The sequence below is a fragment of the Pseudomonas sp. B392_1p genome (assembly GCF_052245235.1).
Classification (GTDB): Bacteria; Pseudomonadota; Gammaproteobacteria; order Pseudomonadales; family Pseudomonadaceae; genus Serpens; species Serpens gallinarum.
The window spans coordinates 72,912-90,222 of sequence record NZ_JBQPXM010000003.1; the positions used below are offsets into that span (position 1 = coordinate 72,912).

Annotated in this window: 18 protein-coding genes; 14 read left to right on the forward strand and 4 right to left on the reverse strand. The window is 60.8% G+C overall.

Features of this window, described 5'->3' with window-relative positions:
* The first annotated feature begins 37 nt into the window (after positions 1-37).
* From ACTV8E_RS04950 to ACTV8E_RS05005, 12 genes are all read left to right on the forward strand, one after another.
* Entirely contained in the window at positions 38-766 is a 729-nt protein-coding gene (locus tag ACTV8E_RS04950) for a methyl-accepting chemotaxis protein (protein WP_443198970.1), read from the forward strand.
* 242 nt (positions 767-1,008) lie between these two features.
* On the forward strand, positions 1,009-2,334 hold the full coding sequence (locus ACTV8E_RS04955; protein ID WP_251836090.1) for a spinster family MFS transporter: 1,326 nt from the start codon (positions 1,009-1,011) through the stop codon (positions 2,332-2,334).
* Positions 2,335-2,406: 72 nt separating this feature from the next.
* Positions 2,407-2,841 (forward strand): acyl-CoA thioesterase, encoded by a 435-nt coding sequence (locus tag ACTV8E_RS04960; RefSeq protein WP_251836089.1) that lies wholly within the window; start codon positions 2,407-2,409, stop codon positions 2,839-2,841.
* Between the two features lie 181 nt (positions 2,842-3,022).
* A complete protein-coding gene (locus ACTV8E_RS04965) occupies positions 3,023-4,108 on the forward strand; it encodes a WD40/YVTN/BNR-like repeat-containing protein (protein WP_443198718.1) in 1,086 nt (361 codons plus the stop codon).
* Positions 4,109-4,123: 15 nt separating this feature from the next.
* Positions 4,124-6,502, forward strand: a complete 2,379-nt coding sequence (locus ACTV8E_RS04970; protein WP_443198719.1) for an efflux RND transporter permease subunit — start codon at positions 4,124-4,126, stop codon at positions 6,500-6,502.
* Between the two features lie 292 nt (positions 6,503-6,794).
* On the forward strand, positions 6,795-8,039 hold the full coding sequence (locus ACTV8E_RS04975) for an RNA polymerase sigma factor (protein ID WP_443198720.1): 1,245 nt from the start codon (positions 6,795-6,797) through the stop codon (positions 8,037-8,039).
* A 77-nt stretch (positions 8,040-8,116) separates the two neighbouring features.
* Positions 8,117-8,494: a YciI family protein gene (locus ACTV8E_RS04980; protein ID WP_273535199.1), complete on the forward strand. Its 378-nt coding sequence runs from the start codon at positions 8,117-8,119 to the stop codon at positions 8,492-8,494.
* Positions 8,495-8,496: 2 nt separating this feature from the next.
* Positions 8,497-8,946: a YybH family protein gene (locus ACTV8E_RS04985; protein WP_273535198.1), complete on the forward strand. Its 450-nt coding sequence runs from the start codon at positions 8,497-8,499 to the stop codon at positions 8,944-8,946.
* 13 nt (positions 8,947-8,959) lie between these two features.
* The gene (locus tag ACTV8E_RS04990; protein WP_251836084.1) at positions 8,960-9,436 is read left to right on the forward strand and encodes a VOC family protein; all 477 of its coding nucleotides are present in this window, start codon (positions 8,960-8,962) and stop codon (positions 9,434-9,436) included.
* A 150-nt stretch (positions 9,437-9,586) separates the two neighbouring features.
* Positions 9,587-10,771 (forward strand): efflux RND transporter periplasmic adaptor subunit, encoded by a 1,185-nt coding sequence (locus ACTV8E_RS04995; RefSeq protein WP_443198721.1) that lies wholly within the window; start codon positions 9,587-9,589, stop codon positions 10,769-10,771.
* A gap of 3 nt (positions 10,772-10,774) precedes the next feature.
* Positions 10,775-11,995, forward strand: a complete 1,221-nt coding sequence (locus tag ACTV8E_RS05000) for an ABC transporter permease (RefSeq protein WP_443198722.1) — start codon at positions 10,775-10,777, stop codon at positions 11,993-11,995.
* Complete coding sequence (locus ACTV8E_RS05005) at positions 11,988-12,704, forward strand: ABC transporter ATP-binding protein (protein WP_443198723.1); 717 nt, start codon at positions 11,988-11,990, stop codon at positions 12,702-12,704. The genes ACTV8E_RS05000 and ACTV8E_RS05005 overlap by 8 nt, the downstream gene beginning before the upstream one ends.
* Positions 12,705-12,718: 14 nt before the next feature.
* Here the strand turns inward: ACTV8E_RS05005 and ACTV8E_RS05010 are convergent, their stop codons facing one another.
* The 3 genes from ACTV8E_RS05010 to ACTV8E_RS05020 form a co-directional block, all read right to left on the reverse strand.
* Complete coding sequence (locus ACTV8E_RS05010; RefSeq protein ID WP_251836080.1) at positions 12,719-13,132, reverse strand: IrmA family protein; 414 nt, start codon at positions 13,130-13,132, stop codon at positions 12,719-12,721.
* A gap of 32 nt (positions 13,133-13,164) precedes the next feature.
* A complete protein-coding gene (locus ACTV8E_RS05015; RefSeq protein ID WP_443198724.1) occupies positions 13,165-14,097 on the reverse strand; it encodes a DUF808 domain-containing protein in 933 nt (310 codons plus the stop codon).
* Between the two features lie 90 nt (positions 14,098-14,187).
* Complete coding sequence (locus tag ACTV8E_RS05020; protein WP_443198725.1) at positions 14,188-15,177, reverse strand: LysR family transcriptional regulator; 990 nt, start codon at positions 15,175-15,177, stop codon at positions 14,188-14,190.
* A 108-nt stretch (positions 15,178-15,285) separates the two neighbouring features.
* On the opposite strand from ACTV8E_RS05020, the gene ACTV8E_RS05025 reads away from it, so the two are divergent.
* Positions 15,286-16,035, forward strand: coding sequence for a sulfite exporter TauE/SafE family protein (locus ACTV8E_RS05025; RefSeq protein ID WP_443198971.1), 750 nt, complete (start codon positions 15,286-15,288; stop codon positions 16,033-16,035).
* Positions 16,036-16,086: 51 nt separating this feature from the next.
* On the opposite strand, the gene ACTV8E_RS05030 is transcribed toward ACTV8E_RS05025, so the two are convergent.
* Positions 16,087-16,941, reverse strand: a complete 855-nt coding sequence (locus ACTV8E_RS05030; protein WP_443198726.1) for a LysR substrate-binding domain-containing protein — start codon at positions 16,939-16,941, stop codon at positions 16,087-16,089.
* A gap of 96 nt (positions 16,942-17,037) precedes the next feature.
* Here ACTV8E_RS05030 and ACTV8E_RS05035 point away from each other — a divergent pair, with 96 nt between their 5' ends.
* Positions 17,038-17,274, forward strand: coding sequence for a DUF1127 domain-containing protein (locus ACTV8E_RS05035; RefSeq protein ID WP_337955280.1), 237 nt, complete (start codon positions 17,038-17,040; stop codon positions 17,272-17,274).
* The last annotated feature ends 37 nt before the right edge of the window (positions 17,275-17,311 follow it).

Below are 17,311 nucleotides of genomic sequence, written 5' to 3' on the forward strand. Positions count from 1 at the left end.
GCTGAGCGCCGTGATGGAGCAGCGCACCGAAACCGATATGGTCGCCTCGGCGATGAACGAGATGAGTGCCACCGTCCAGGAAGTGGCAAAAAATGCCAGCCAGACGGCCACCGCTTCACGCAGTGCCGACGACGAGACGCGCGCCGGTGTGCAAGTGGCCGACGACGCGCTGAAGGGCATCGAGATCTTGATTCGCGAAATCGAGAAAGCTGCTGGCGTCATCCTGCGGGTGGAAAACGATAGCGCGAAAATCGGCATGGTCGTGGGGGTGATCAACGGCATCGCCGAGCAGACCAACCTGCTGGCCCTCAATGCGGCCATCGAGGCGGCGCGGGCGGGTGAGCAGGGCCGTGGCTTCGCCGTCGTGGCCGACGAGGTGCGCACGCTGGCGTCTCGCACCCAGCAGTCCACAGAAGAAATCCAGGCAATGATCGAGCAGCTGCAGGGCGGCGTGCGCAATGCGGTGAATGCCATGGAAGGGGCGCAGTCCCAGGCTCGCTCCGGTGCTGACTTCGTTGCCAGGGCGGCGGATAGCCTGAGTGCCATTGCCAATGAAGTTACCCTGATCAATGACATGAACGCCCAGGTGGCGACCGCCGCCGAAGAACAGAGCGCGGTGGCCGAGGAGATCAACCGTAACATCATCTCCATCAGCCAGAGCGCAGATACTACGTCCACCGAGGCGACCCAGAACTCGCAGATCAGCGAAGAACTGGTACGCCTGGCGGCGGAACTGAACCGCCTGGTGGCTCGCTTCAAGCTCTGAATGAGCTGGGGTCAAACTGCCGAAACTGTGTCAGCGTGGATAGAGAGCTACCCGGTTCGCTGGGTAGCTCTTTTTTTTGTGCGTGTCAGCGCAGAGGAGTGGCTACCTAGTACTCAGCATTCATTGGCTGATATTCGTCTTGCGAATCTATGCGCCAAAGCACCTGCCAAGGCTCTAGAGTGGTGGTGTACTCCGGCGTGTGCGGAGATCGGTGGTCCAATAATAAAAAAGAGGTCTGTCCCATGCAGAACCCACACCAAGCAGTCAACGCGTGGCGCGTGTTGTTTCTATTGTTCCTGGCAAATCTGTTCAACTTCTTTGACCGAACCATCCCGGCGATCATCAACGAGCCGCTACGGCTGGAGTGGAACCTCAGCGATTTTCAGCTAGGCCTGCTTGGTACTGCATTCACCATCGTTTATGCGCTGGCGGGCCTTCCACTAGGCCGTATGGCCGATACCGGCGCGCGGCGCAAAATCATGGGCTGGGGGCTGATCGCCTGGAGCGGCCTGACCGCGGTCAACGGTATGGCCTGGAATTACTGGAGCTTCTTGCTGGTGCGCATGGGGATCGGGATTGGCGAGGCCAGCTATGCGCCGGCGGCCAATTCACTGATCGGTGACTTGTTCCCTGCCCATAAGCGCTCCCGGGCGATGGGGATCTTCATGCTGGGGTTGCCGCTGGGCCTGCTGCTGGCGTTTTTTACCATTGGCTACATGGTCGAGCTCTTCGACAGTTGGCGCGCGCCCTTCTTCATAGCCGCTGTCCCGGGCATCGTGCTGGCGCTGTTCATTTTTCTCATCAAGGAGCCCAGGCGGGGCGCGGCCGAGGCGGTGGTGGTCTCGCAAGCCAAGGTCGACAAACCGATGCGCAAGGTGTTGGCCATTCGCACCTTCTGGTGGCTGATGCTGGCCGGGTTGTGCTTCAACTTCGCCACCTATGCCTGCAACGCCTTCATGGTGCCGATGATGATGCGTTATTTTGGGGTGCCGCTAAGTTCCGCGGCGATGGCCACCGGGGTCATCGTCGGCCTGACCGGATTGCTGGGGCTGACGCTGGGGGGCTGGATTGCCGACCGTATCCATCAGAAGTGGGCGCGCGGGCGGTTGCTGTTTGCCACCCTGAGCATGCTGATCGCGACGCTGACTACAGGCTGGGCCCTGCTGGCGGGGCAGATCGATTTCGCGCTCTTCGTGGCGGTCTTCAGTATCGGCTGGCTGTTTTCTTACAACTTTTATACCTGCGTCTACACCGCCCTGCAGGATGTGGTCGAACCACGTCTGCGGGCGACCGCCATGGCCCTGTTCTTTGCCGGTCTTTACCTGCTGGGGGGCGGCCTAGGCCCTGTCGTCGTGGGGCTGCTGTCCGACTACTACGCGCACGCAGCCATGCTCAGCGCCGGTGCCAGCGAGATGACCGAAGCCTTCAAGTCCATCGGGCTGCACGACGCGATGCTGCTGATCCCCATCAGTCTGTTGCTCACCATGGGACTGTTGTTCCAGGCATCCCGTGGTTTCCAGCAGGACGCTCTGGCCATGCGTAACGGCCTGGTTGAAGCGGCGGCCTGAGGCCACTGGTCCCGTATGGATGTAGCGCCTTTCCGGTGGAAAGGCTTTGTTCAATGTGTCAGGAATTCAGTTATGCCGTCACAACCCCAAGCGCTGCGTAGCGACTACCCCTATCTGCAGTTGATCACAACCCGCTGGCACGACAACGATATCTACGGTCACGTCAACAATGTGACCTATTACGGTTTTTTCGACAGCGCGGTAAACACCTACCTGATCGAGCAGGGCGGTCTGGATATCCATGAAGGCGACGTGGTCGGTTTTGTGGTCAGTTCTGCCTGCGATTACTATGCCTCCTTGGCATTCCCGGACCGCATCGAGGTTGGGCTGCGGGTCGCTACGCTGGGGAACAGTTCAGTGCAGTACGAGCTGGCGGTCTTCAAGCACGGAGTCGAGGAAGCCTGTGCAGCAGGGCGCTTCGTGCATGTGTTCGTCGACCGGCAGAGCAATCGACCCGTGGCGATTCCTCCGTATCTGCGTGATGCATTGGTCAGACTGCAAGCTTGAGGTTGATTTTACCTGCCTACTGCACATCTTCTCTCAAACTGTCGATTGGGCCATCAATCAGGGTGATGGCTTAACAAAAGATAACGTTGCGCCGATTGTCAGGGCTTTTCAAAGCTGCCTAGGATAGGCAGACCGTCAAAAATGACGGCATTCCAAAATAACAATAAGGGGAGAACGCTGTATGAGTGAGCCCGTTGTGCGGCGCACTAATGCCGGCCTGCGTGCGGATGCCTTCCGCGTGTCGGCATTCAATTTCCATTCGCCGCTGGCGAGAGCGCTTTCTCTGTGCGGGATGATTTCTGCCCTGGCCCTGTTGGCCACGCCCGCCATGGCGCAAGGGGACGAGTTGCAGTACGCCCTGGAATCACCGAAGGCCGTGAGCAGTCTGGCGCTGGATATCGTGCATGCGGGTGCCCGTCTGGTCACCGTCGGCGAACGCGGACATATTCTGTTCTCCGATGACAATGGGGTGAACTGGGTTCAGGCCCGGGTGCCCACCCGTCAACTTCTCACCGCCGCTACCTTTGTCGACGACCACTATGGCTGGGTTGTCGGACATGATGCGCAGATTCTCGCCACCCGTGATGGCGGTGCCACCTGGCAGAAACAGTTCGAGGATCTCGAGCGTGAAGCACCGCTGCTGGATGTCTGGTTCGAAAATCGCCAGCACGGCTTGGCCGTTGGGGCCTACGGCGCGCTGCTGGAAACCCACGACGGTGGGCAAAGCTGGGAGGATGTCAGCGACCGCCTCGACAACGACGACGCTCAGCACCTCAACGCCATCGCCGCCGTGAAGAATGCCGGACTGGTGATCGTCGGCGAAATGGGGGCCTTGTTCCGCTCCGCAGATTGGGGCGAAACCTGGGAGCGTCTGGAAAGCCCGTACGACGGCTCGCTGTTCGGTGCGCTGGGCACTCAGCAGGCGAACACCCTGGTGATCTATGGCCTGCGTGGCCATCTTTACCGTTCAAGCGATTTCGGTGCTAACTGGAAATCCGTGCAGGTAAATGTGCCTGGCAATGGTTCGCTGGAATTCGGCCTCAGTGGTGGCTCGTTGCTAACGGACGGCACGCTGGTCATCGTCGGACACGGGGGCAGCGTGCTGGTCAGCCAAAATGATGGCCGCAGTTTCTCGGTCTTCAACCGCCCCGACCGTCAGTCTCTTTCCGCCGTGAGTGCGGATCAGAACGGTCGTTTGCTGCTGGTCGGACAGGGTGGTATCCACCGCTCCGGCAGTACTGCCGCCCAATTGGCCGAACACCACTAAGTCCGGGGATTTTTCATGAGCACTCATCGCCAGAACCACGCCGGTCTGCTTGAACGGCTAATTTTTAACAACCGGCTGGTGGTGATCTTCGCCTGCCTGTTGGTCACTTTGTTTCTGGGCTTCCACGCCTTGCAGGTCAAGCCCTCGACCAGTTTCGAGAAAATGATTCCGCTGGAGCATCCGTACATCCAGAAGATGCTCGAGTTTCGCGATGACCTGGCCAACCTTGGCAATACCGTGCGTATCGCCGTGGCGGCCAAGGATGGCGATATTTTCAGCCAGGAGTACATGGAAACGCTGCGGCAGATCCATGACGAGGTGTTTTACATCCAGGGCGTCGACCGCTCCGCGCTGAAGTCACTGTGGAGTCCCAGCGTGCGCTGGACCGAAGTGACCGAAGAGGGTTTCGATGGGGGCGAAGTTATCCCCCAATCCTATGACGGCTCCGCCGCCAGCCTCGAACAACTGCGCAGCAACGTTCTGAAATCCGGGCAGATTGGCCGCCTGGTAGCCAACGATTTCAAGTCGAGCATCATCGACGTGCCGTTGCTGGAAACCTTTGCCGACCCGCAGGACCAGAGCCGCATCCTGCAGCTGGACTATCAGCGTTTCTCCCATGACCTGGAAGAAAAGATCCGCACCAAATACCAGGCAGAAAACCCCAATGTGGAAATCCACATCGTCGGCTTCGCCAAGAAGGTCGGCGACCTGATCGACGGCCTGATGATGGTGGTGCTGTTCTTTGGCGTCGCCTTCCTGATCACCATGGTGCTGCTCTTGCTGTTCACCCACTGCATGCGCAGTACCATTTCCGTACTGGTCACCACGCTGATTGCGGTAATCTGGCAGTTGGGCCTGATGAACCTGGTCGGCTTCGGCATCGACCCCTATTCAATGCTTGTACCGTTCTTGATCTTCGCCATCGGTATTTCCCATGGTGTGCAGAAAATCAACGGTATCGCGCAGCATTCCAGCGGTTCGGACAATGCCCTGACCGCCGCGCGGCTGACCTTCCGTCAGCTGTTCCTGCCGGGGATGATCGCCATCCTGGCCGATGCGGTGGGCTTCATCGCGCTGTTGATCATCGATATCGGTGTGATCCACGAACTGGCTATCGGCGCCTCGATCGGTGTGGCGGTCATCGTCTTCACCAACCTGATCCTGCTGCCCGTGGCCATTTCTTACCTGGGTATCAGCAAGTCGGCGGTACAGCACAGCAAACGCTATGCGGCCAACGAACACCCGTTCTGGCGCCTGCTGTCCAATGTGGCCCATCCGATGGTGGCACCGATATCCGTGGTGCTGGCGCTGGCCATGGGGATTGGCGGCTTCTTGTACCAGAAACAGCACTTGCAGATCGGCGACCTCGACCAGGGCGCACCGGAGTTGCGCCCGGACTCGCGCTACAACCAGGACAACAATTTCATCATCAACCACTATTCGACCAGCTCGGACGTATTGGTGGTCATGGTAAAGACCGACGCCGAGGGCTGTTCGCGCTACGACACCCTGTCGGCCGTTGACGAGTTGATGTGGAAGATGGAAAACACGACCGGTGTGCAATCGGCCGTATCCATGGTCAGCGTCTCCAAACAGGTGATCAAGGGCATGAACGAGGGCAGCCTGAAATGGGAGGCCCTGTCGCGCAACGAGATCATCCTGAACAACTCCATCGCCCGCGCCGAGGGGCTGTACAACACCGATTGCTCGCTGGCGCCGGTGCTGGTGTTCCTCGAAGACCACAAGGCCGCGACCCTGAAACGGGTCACCGCCGAAGTGGAAGCGTTCGCGGCGCAGAACAACCGCGACGGCCTGCAGTTCCTGCTGGCCTCCGGCAACGCTGGGATCGAGGCGGCCACCAACGAGGTGATCGCCACCTCCGAGCTGACCATCCTGACCCTGGTGTACATCTGCGTTGCCGTGATGTGTCTGATCACATTCCGCTCCATTGCCGCAACCATCTGCATCGTGCTGCCGTTGATCCTTACCTCGATCCTCGGTAACGCGCTGATGGCCTTCCTGGGCATCGGCATGAAGGTTGCGACCTTGCCGGTGATTGCACTGGGGGTGGGTATCGGCGTGGACTACGGCATCTATATCTACAGCCGCCTGGAAAGTTTCCTGCGCGCTGGATTGCCGTTGCAAGAGGCCTACTACGAGACGCTGAAATCCACCGGCAAGGCGGTTCTGTTTACCGGGTTGTGCCTGGCCATCGGCGTGGCCACCTGGATGTTCTCGGCGATCAAGTTCCAGGCCGACATGGGCTTGATGCTGACCTTCATGTTCATCGTCAACATGATTGGCGCGCTGTTGCTGCTGCCGGGTCTGGCACGTTTCCTGATCCGTCCGGAGAAGCTGGCCGGCAAGGCGGGAAGCTCGCTGTTCGCTCACTGATCTCTTCGTAGCATGAAAAAACCGCAGCCCAGCTGCGGTTTTTTTTGGTTCTTTTATGGATCCTGCAGGCCGTGCCTTGCGATGGCTCGGTGGCGTAGGGGCACGATCCGCGGCCCCCAGAGTTGGGCGAGCAAGCGAAGTATCCTCGACTGGACCGTCAAACCGGTGCGGCTCCCAAGTACGTCAGCAGCCCAGTCGTAGGGAGTGCTGGCAATCAGACAACCGGTAGGAATGTTTGGACTGCCCTCGCGTCCACTATGTCGATGATCCAACGGGGCACGTCGAGGTGGGTATGAGCGAGGCGTTGCAGGGCATGGTCGAGGCGCTCTATCGCGAGGAATCGCGGCGCGTTCTGGCGACCCTGATCCGCCTGCTCGGTGATTTTCAGTTGGCAGAGGAGGCGTTGCAGGAAGCCTTTGTCGCGGCGGTCGAGCAATGGCCGCACAGCGGCGTGCCGAACAACCCCCGTGCCTGGCTGGTGTCCGCAGGGCGCTTCAAGGCCATAGACCAGTTGCGCCGCCAGGCACGGTTCGGTGCCTCGCAGCCAGAACTGCTGCGGCAATTGAGCGAGCAGGTCTGGGAGAGCGATGTCGAACAGCCCAGCGTTGAGGATGATCGGCTGCGGTTGATCTTTACCTGCTGCCATCCTGCGTTGAATGGAGATGCTCAGGTAGCGCTGACGCTGCGGGAAATCTGTGATCTGAGCACTGAGGCTATTGCCAGCGCTTTTCTCGTGTCGCCGTCCACCATGGCCCAGCGCATCGTACGCGCCAAGCATAAGATCCGCACGGCCGCCATTCCTTATGAGGTGCCCGCACAGGCCGAGCTGCCGGAGCGACTGGATGCGGTGTTACGGGTGCTTTATCTGATCTTCAACGAAGGTTATTTCGCATCTTCGGGCGACAGGCTTGTGCGTAGCGAGCTGTCGGGCGAGGCGATACGTTTGTGTCGCCTGCTGGTTGAGTTATTGCCCGAGCCCGAAGTAATGGGGCTGCTGGCGCTGATGCTGTTGCACGAGGCGCGGCGTCCGGCGCGCATTTCGTCCACGGGGGAGCCGGTGTTGCTGGATGTTCAAGACCGCGCGCTATGGGACCGCGGGTTGATCGACGAAGGGCAGGCGCTGGTGGGACGTGCGCTGCGCTCCCAGCGATTCGGCGTCTACAGCCTGCAGGCGGCGATTGCCGCCGTGCATGCGCAGGCCTTGAGCAGTGAGGCCACCGACTGGGTAGAAATCGTTGGTCTGTACGATGCGTTGTTATTGCTCTCGCCATCGCCAGTGATCGAACTGAATCGCGCCATGGCTGTTTCGCGCCGTGACGGTGCTCAGGCCGGTTTGCAGGTGGTCGATCAACTGCTGGCGCAAGGCGAACTCACGGGCTACTACCTGGCTTGGTCGGCGCGCGCCGATTTGTGCAGGCGGCTGGGCTTGGTGCGCGAGGCCCAGGAAGCCTATCGGCAGGCCTTGCAGAGGGTTCGGCAAGCACCGGACCGGGCTTATTTGCAGCATTGCCTGCGGCAGTTGGAGAACCTGCGATGAACCGGGCGAGTGATTGTCGAATTTTCCCTGGGCCAATCGACCAAACAGTGAGTGCGTCCATTACCAAGGAGGTTGCCATGAAATACCTCTGTCTCGTCTACAGCGACGAACAGTTGTTGCACAGCTTGCCTGAGAGCCCGCGGGATGAGGAGTGCCAGGCGTGCGGAGATGCGTTGCGCAGTAGTGGCCGGCTGATTGCGGCAGAAGCGCTGGAATCGGTAAGAACCGCAACCACGTTGCGAATGCGCAATGGCCAGCTGTCCATCACCGACGGCCCCTTCGCGGAAACCAAAGAGCAGTTGGCGGGCTTCTACTTGATAGAAGCTCGGGATCTCAATGAGGCCATGCAGATCGCTGCACGGATTCCGCCGGTGCGTGTCGGGGCTGTGGAGGTGCGTCCGGTACGTACGTTGAATGTGCATGCGGATGTCCCTACTGCTTTCGAGAGGAACTGACTATGAAATTCACCGCTAGCGAAACCATGAACGAGTCCGAAATTCGTGTCTTGCTGGAGCATTGGAGTCACTCGGTGCGCTCCGGGGACATTCACGGCATCGTTGCTCACTATGCGCCGGATATCCTCGCCTTCGATGCCATCGCGCAACTGCAGTTCAAGGGGCTTGAGGCGTATCGCAAGCACTGGGAATACTGCATGACAATGTGCACCGGACCCATGACCTTCGAGTTGCACGACCTGAAAATTAGTGCCGACGCCGAGCTGGCGTTTGCCTATGGCCTGTGCCGGTGTGGCGGAACCAACGAAAAGGGCGAGCAGCAGTCGGGCTGGATGCGTTTTACCGGCGCATTTCGCAAGCTCGACGGACAATGGCGCACTGTGCATGAACACTGGTCGACGCCTTTCGACATGGAAAGCGGTAAGGCATTGCTTGACCTCAAACCCGAATGACGAGAACACGACCATGAACGTCAAAGCGATACCAGATGGCTATGCCGGCATCACGCCCTATCTGAGCATTCTCCACGCGAGTGAGGCCATTGAGTTCTACAAGCAAGCCTTTGGCGCCCAGGAAGTCATGCGCCTGGATGGGCCCGATGGGCGGGTAGGGCATGCTGAACTCAAGGTGAGCGAGGCGCGCTTTATGCTGGGTGAGCCGTGGGACCCTGCCGTTGCCGGCGCGCCGCGGGATTTTTCCGCGCTGGGGCTGTACCTGTATGTGGACGATGTCGATGCCTTCTTCAATCAGGCCGTGGCTGCCGGTGCCGAGGCGCTGATGCCGCCCCAGGACATGTTCTACGGCGATCGCTCCGGCAGTCTGCGTGATCCCTATGGCTATGTGTGGTCGCTGGCCAGCCATGTCGAGGATGTAGCACCGGATGAGTTGAAGCGGCGTGCCGAGGAGATGTTCAAGCAGGGGCCTTGTCCGGAGAAGACGTAAGCCAGGGTGCGCCTAAGGCAATCGGAGATGGATGCCGCACGATTATCCTGCTGCTGCGGCATATGCCCTCTGGGCAGATACGTGGGCGCTGTGTAGGCTAGGTTTTTTCGTAGCGCTTTTGTGCTACGTGGGCATAAGGAGTCGCTCACCTTGTCTCTGGCCACCTTGAAAAAGCCTGCTTTCTTGTTGGCGCTGTTGATATTGATAGTCTTGTCGCTGGTAGTCTGGCGCCAGTGGCAAGGTCCGCAGTTGCCAGCGTATCAGGTTGAATCCCGCCCTTTGGTGCAGCGCGTGGTGGCCAGCGGTGAAGTCAGCAGTCAGTCGCTGGCGCGCGTTGGCAGTGAGCTGACGGGTGTGGTCAAAGCGCGCCATGTGCGTGAGGGCGATCAGGTTCAACCGGGTACCGTGTTGATCGTGCTGCATGACGAGGACCAGCAGGCGCGGGTGCGCGAAGCCGAGGCTGCGCTACGGCAATTGACCGACTCCAGTCGCCCCCAGGCCGTCGCGGCGCTGCGCGAAGCGCAAAGCAATCTTGATCAGGCAAGCCGCGAACTGCAGCGCCGCGATGCCTTGTTCGACCGCAAATTACTGTCCAGCGAGGCCCGCGAGCAGGCGCGCAACACTGAGGTTGCACGCCGCGTGGCGCGAGACCGGGCCAAGCTGCAGGTCGATGCCCTGGCAGTCGGGGGCAGTGAAGAGCAGCAACTGCTGGAGCGGTTGGCCCAGGCCCGCGCTACCCTGGCGAAAACACGAATACTGGCCCAATACGCCGGAACCGTGCAGACCCGCCAGGTCGAGCCGGGCGATCTGGTCAGGCCGGGTGACATCCTGTTGGAAATCGCACGCGCCGACAGCCGCGAGATTCTGCTGCCCCTGGATGAAAAGAACCTGGCACCCTTGGCGCTCGGCCAACGCGCCAAGGTGATTGCCGATGCCTGGCCGGAGCGTGTCCTGGACGCCCGCGTCAGCTACCTGGCGCCGGCGGTGGACGTGGCGCGCGGCACCCTCGATGTGCATTTGCAGCTGGACAGTCCCGCCGATTTTCTACGCCAGGGCATGACCGTCTCGGTGAATATCGAAACCGCGCGCCGCGATCAGGCGCTGGTGGTGGCCAACGATGCGCTGCGCAGCCGTGACGGACCTCATGCTGAGGTGCTACGAGTGCGTGACGGGCAGGTCGAGCGGGTTGGCGTGCGCCTGGGGCTGCGCAGCACTGCTCTGAGTGAAGTGCTTAAGGGGTTGCAGTCCGGTGACTGGGTGCTGGCCGCCGATGCCGAGGAAGGGCAGCGCGTGCGCGTATCGTCCCAACCACTGCCGGCCGGCGTGGTGCAGTAAGTCATGAATCTGATCGACGCCCTGTGGTTCGAATGGAAGATTGCGCTGCGCTTTCTGGCCGACAACCGCATGCAGACGCTGCTGATCATCGTCGGCATTACCGTAGGCTCGGCGGTGATCGTCTTTATCACGGCGCTGATTACCGGCCTGCAGGCAAACATTGTCGAACGCACCCTGGGTACCCAGGCGCATATCCGTATGTTGCCACCCGATGAGGTGAACCGCGTCGTGCCCGTCCCGCCGGGCACGGTTGCCTTGGTGCTGGAAAGTCCTCGCGCGCAGCGTTTGCGCTCCATCAGCAATTGGCAAGATGTGCGCGATGCTCTCGACGAGCAGCCGCAACTGCTCGCTGTGTCGCCGCTGGTCAGCGGCCCGGCCATGGCTCGACGCGGCGTGGCGCGTATGTCGGTGGCGCTGCTGGGAATCGAGCCGGAACGCTACGAAAAGATCATTCCCGTCAGCCATGACCTGATTGCCGGGCGCTTCGACGTCAGCGCCGGTAATGCCGTGGTGGGCAGTGAGTTGGCCAAGGACCTGGGGCTGGGTATCGGTGACAAGCTGCGCCTGGATGCCGGGGAGGGGCGCGAGGCCATTGTGATGGTTACCGGGATCTTTGAACTGGGTGTGCGAGAACTGGACTCGCGCTATGTCTATCTCGACCTGAAGCAAACCCAGAGTCTGCTCGATCTGCCTGGCGGTGTGACGGTCATCGACACTACCGTGCGAGAGATTTTCCAGGCGCAGGTCATTGCCGAGCGCTTGGCGCGACTCACGGGTTTGCAGGCGGAAAGCTGGATGGCCACCAACGGCCAGTTGCTCAATGCGCTGCGCTCGCAAAGCATGACCACGCAGATGATCCGTATCTTTGTCGGCCTGTCGGTGGCCTTCGGGATTGCCAGTGTGCTGGCGGTCAGCGTGGTGCAGCGCACCCGTGAAATCGGCATTCTGCGTGCCATGGGCAGCCCCCGTCGGCAGATCCTGCGGGTGTTTCTGGTGCAGGGCGGCCTGCTCGGCTTGGTGGGTTCCGGGTTTGGCGGGCTGGTCGGCTGGTCGCTGATTCAGGTGTTCAATATCTTCGGCCCCAAGCTGTTCATCATCAATGTCGACGCGAGCCTGGTGCCGATCGCCATGGCGGTGGCCACGGTGACCGGCGTGCTGGCCGCCGCGGCGCCTGCACGGCGCGCCGCACGTTATGACCCGGCTGTGGCGATCCGCTATGTCTGATCCCGAAGACGTCTTGCGCCTGACGGGGCTGCGCAAGGCGTATAACCCCGGCACACCGCTGGAATTAGAAGTGCTGCACGGTCTGGACCTGCGCCTGCAACGAGGCGAATTGACAGCGCTGATCGGGCCCAGCGGCTCGGGCAAAAGCACCTTGCTCAATGTCATCGGCCTGCTGGACTCACCCACGGACGGCGAGCTGTACCTGCTCGGTCGACCGACCCGCGACATGGACGACGAAGCCCGCACCCGCCTGCGCAACGAAGCCATCGGCTTCGTGTTTCAGTTTCACCACCTGATCTCGGCGTTCAGCGTGCTCGACAATGTGCTGATGCCGCTGATGATCCGCCATGGCAAACCGACCGCGCAGGACATCGAATTGGCACGCGGCCTGCTGGCCGAGGTGGGGTTGGCGGATTTCGCCGGCCAGAAAGCCAACCAGCTGTCCGGTGGACAGCAACAGCGCGTGGCCATTGCTCGCGCTCTGGTGACGCGCCCGGCCTTGCTGCTGGCCGACGAACCCACCGGCAACCTGGATACCCGGACGGCGGAAAGCGTTTTCGAGCTGTTTCGCCGCATCAACCGCGAATACGGCTGCGCGGTGCTAGTCGTTACCCATGACCCACGCTTGTCCAGCAGTTGCCGGCGCAGCATCGAGCTGGTGGATGGACGAATCGTCAGCGACAGTGGTGGAGCCTTCAATCAGCCCTGAAGGGCAACTGCCTGTCAGAGCTGAATTTTCAGCGGTTTGAAGTCCAGCACCCTGAGCGTATCGGTCGTCAGTAGATCGGTGGGTTTGCCATTCAGGAGCGCGGTGGCCTGTTCGACCTGAATGACCAGGTCGCTACCGCACAGCGCTTCGCCTTCCAGGTAGGCTTCAGCGTAACGATCGGCCGAGGATTGACCGAACTGATCAATTTCCAATTCACCGCTGAGGATGGTTTCCCCGGCCGGGTTGAGTCCGGACACGCTGAGGCGCAGCTCACTGACGTCTTGCAGATCGCTGTCGAAGGAGAACACCGCGGCGCATTGGCCCTGACCGGCCCACACCGTGTTGGAGTGCCACACCTCAAGGGCGTGAAGCGGTGCGCTGAGCAGCGCACCGGTTATGCAGAACAGGGAGACAAGAAGCTGTTTCATGCGTGGGTATTCAATCCAGAATGACGATACCGTCACAAGGCGACCGCGGTGCGCAAGCGCTTAAACAGCATGACGGCGGCGACCACCACACCGCCGGCAAGAATTCCGAACAGCGCACTGAGCAGCGTCGGGGTGAGGATCGAAACAAGACCGCCAGCCGGTAGGTTGCCAGCCAACTCAGCGCTGTGCTGAATGACGTGATGCACGGGCGCCAGGCCATGCACCAGGATCGAGCCGCCGACCATGAACATGGCTGCGGTGCCGACGATAGACAGGGTTTTCATCAGATATGGCGCCGTCGCAACAATGCCGCGCCCGATGGACTGGGTAAGTTGAGAGGTTTTCTGGGTGAGCAGCAGGCCCAGGTCATCAAGCTTGACGATGCCGGCCACCAGCCCGTAAACCCCAACCGTTATGACCAGGGCAATGCCGCACAGCACTATGACTTGCTGCACGAAGGGCGCCCCGGCAACGGCCCCCAGGGTGATGGCGATAATTTCCGCTGACAGGATGAAGTCGGTACGCACTGCGCCTTTGATCTTGTCGCGTTCAAACGTGCGCATGTCGACGGCGGGGTCGGCGATGGCCTCGATTCGCAGTTGGCGTTCGGTGGCCTCCTCTGTGGGGCTGTGCAATAGCTTGTGAGCGATTTTTTCAAAGCCTTCGTAACATAGGAACGCACCGCCGATCATCAGCAGCGGGGTGATCGCCCAAGGAAGGAAGAAACTGATCAGGAGCGCGGCGGGGACCAGAATGACCTTGTTAAGTAGCGAGCCCTTGCACACCGCCCAGACGACGGGCAGTTCGCGCTCGGCATTGACCCCGCTGACCTGTTGGGCATTGAGGGCAAGGTCGTCCCCGAGGACCCCGGCGGTCTTCTTCGCGGCCACCTTGGTCATTACCGATACGTCGTCGAGGAGGGTGGCGATGTCGTCGATTAGCGCGAGCAGACTGGATCCGGCCAAGGGAATGTCCTTGATGGGAAGGTCGATACCTACAGCGTAGCGATTGCCAGGGCGTATGAATCACCTGCGACGAGCGGTGCCCGTCCATTGCTACTCCTCTGTCTGATGGGTATTCGAGGTTGCCCCTGCCGGCTGCAGGCGGGCACGCAGTGCCTGGTCCCAGGGCGGCAGCTCACCAAAACGCTCGCGCATGAAGCCCAGCAACAATCGGGTGCGTGAGTGGGTTTCCCGGTTGAGGTTGAGGGCATAGATGCTGCTGGGTTCTGGGGCCGGCAGACCATCCGGGCAGAGCACAGGCACCAGTTCGCCGCGCAGCAGGTGCTCACTGACCAGCCAGGTCGGCAGGTGGGCGATACCCAGGCCGGCGAGGGCGCCATATACCAGGGTTTCGGCATTGTTGGTGCTCATGCGCTGACGGCGAGGTCGGAATTGCTGCAATTGTTCATCCACCATAAAGCGCCAGGCGTACTGTGGCGTCAGGCCGTCCCAGTCGAGGCCATCATGCTCCAGCAACTCGCTGGGGTGGCTGGGAATTCCGCGACGTTCCAGATAGGCCGGGCTGGCGCAGACCACGCGGATCAGCGGTGCAAGGGGTGTGGCAATCAGGCGGGTGTCGGCCACCGGGCCGATGCGTAGCACCAGATCAACCTCGCCCAAGTGGTCGCCGCGCAGATCGACAAAGCTGTCGATCAGGCGCAGCTGTACATCGAGGCCGGGGTACAGCTGCAGAAACTCGGCGATGACTGGGGCCAGGCGACGGCGTCCGAAGGGGGCCGGGGCATCGATGCGAATCTGACCTTCCGGAACACTGCTCAATGAGACGGCCTCTGCACGTGCCTGGTGCAGTTCACTGAGAATGCGTTGTGCCCGCTGCGCAAAAGCCAGGCCGGCCGGTGTCACGCGGATTGCGTGGGTGCTGCGCAGGAACAGACTGCTGCCGAGGGACTTTTCCAGCGAGTCGATGCGCCGGGCTACGGCAGAAGGGGTCAGCGGATGACGGCGAGCGGCGGCAGAAAAACTGCCGCATTCCAGGACATCAAGAAACAGGGTCAGTTGGTTGGTGAGCTGATCGGGATTCATGGCTATCGCTTATGCAAAAAACGCAAAGCCATTGTGCGCGATAGCACGTTTCCAGAATAGCGGCCGCTGGCTAGCATGGCGGCCTGATTTAAAGGAGTCTTCATGAATTTGCTCGATCTGCTCATCAATCTGGTTCTTGGTCTGTTGCTTGGTACGGTGGGTGGGTTGTTCGGCATTGGTGGCGGGTTGATTGCCATTCCGACGCTGGGTGTGCTGTTCGGGCTGGATCAGCAGATGGCCCAAGGCACGGCGCTGGTGATGGTGGTGCCCAACGTGCTGTTGGCGGTGTGGCGTTACAACCAGCGTAACCGCATTAACCTGCGCTATGCGTTGACCTTGGGGATCACCAGTTTCTTCTTCGCAGTGATCGGGGCCAAATGGGCGGTGACCCAGGATCCCGGTTTCATGCGCAAGGCATTCGTGGTGTTTCTGATCCTGCTGGCGGCCTACAACTTCACGCGGATTTATTTCCGTCCTCAGGCGGGCAGCACTACCTTGCGTTATTCCTGGCCCTGGCTGGCGCCACTGGGTGCGGTGGCCGGCGCGGCCGGAGGGTTGCTGGGCGTGGGTGGAGCTGTGGTGGCGACACCGGTGCTGACCAGCGTGTTCGGCACCACCCAGGTGATGGCCCAGGGGCTGTCCTTGGCATTGGCTATTCCGAGCACGTCAGTGACCCTGGTCAGCTACAGCCTGCACGGCCAGGTCGACTGGCTCATGGGCATACCGTTGGCCATCGGCGGACTGCTCAGCATCAGCTGGGGCGTGAAGCTGGCCTATGGCTTGCCCGAGCGCAAATTGAAACTGCTGTTCTGCGGCTTCCTGGTGATCTGCGCGGTGGGCTTGGGTCTCAAGGCCTGAATCCCATCCGGCATGGCGCTTAACACGCCATGCCAGGTTTTTTCGCTCAGATCAAAGCCGGAACCCCTCGACGATATGCTCGGCCAAGGTCTCGCTGACGGGCGAGACGTTGTGCGGGTTGCGCAGCAGCACAATGCTGCTTTGCGGTAATTTCGGCAAGCCATCGGCTTCGCTGAGAACGCGCAAATCCGAAGGGATCACGCTCTGCATCTGGGCGGTTACGGCGAGGCCGGCGCTGACCACGGCCATGATCGCCGAGAGGCTGGGGCTGGTATAGGCAACTCGGTAATCGATTTCCTGGGCGTCCAGCGCGTTGCAGGTCCAGGCGCGGCAGAAGCAGTCGGTATTGAACATCGCCAGGGGAAGCGGCCGCTGTTCATGCACATCGAAGCCGGGCGCCTCGAGCCAGAGCAAAGGGTCCTGACGCAACAGTTGTCCGATTTCATCGCCTGGCTTGCGGGTGACGATGGTTAAGTCCAAGTCCTGGCGTTGCAGCAACTGGGTAGACGACTCGCAATGCACTTCTACCTGGACCAGCGGGTAGGCCTGGGCAAAGCGCGACAGGATGCCGGGTAAAAAGCGCATCACATAATCGTCAGGGGTGCCGATGCGTACCGCGCCGACCATATGCGGCTGGCGCAGGGTGGTGATCACTTCACCCTGCAGCTTGAGGATGCGCCGCGCGTAGCCGAGCAGTACCTGGCCTTCGGCGGTAAGCCGAACCTGACGACCGTCGCGCTCGAACAGCTGGCGTTCCAGCACGTCGTCTTCCAGGCGCTTCATCTGCATGCTGATGGCTGATTGCGTGCGATTAACCACATCCGCCGCGCGGGTGAAGCCACCGTGGTCGGCGATGGCGACGAAGCTGCGCAGCAATTCGGTATCGATGCCGGGGTAGGTGGCCATTGATCAATCCTCCAGATGGATAGCATAAGAAACATTCGTTGGATTGATCTTAGGCCCGGCGAGAAACTGTTGCCAACCCACTCGGAGGGCAGACAGATGAAAGGTCAAAAAGGTTATATCCACGTCATCGACATGCGGCGCAACAGCGGTGCCTCACTGTCGGCGCTGGCGTCCGGAGCGGCCCGGCAGCTGCGCCGCTGGCATCAGCTGTACCGCCAACGGCAACAACTGGCAGCGCTCAGCGATGCCACCCTCAAGGACATCGGCGTGAGCCGCGCGGATATCGAAGTGGAGAGCCAGCGGCCATTCTGGGATGATCCGCTGAAACATTGAGCCACGCACGTGGTCAGCGAAAACAGTGACGGAGCCC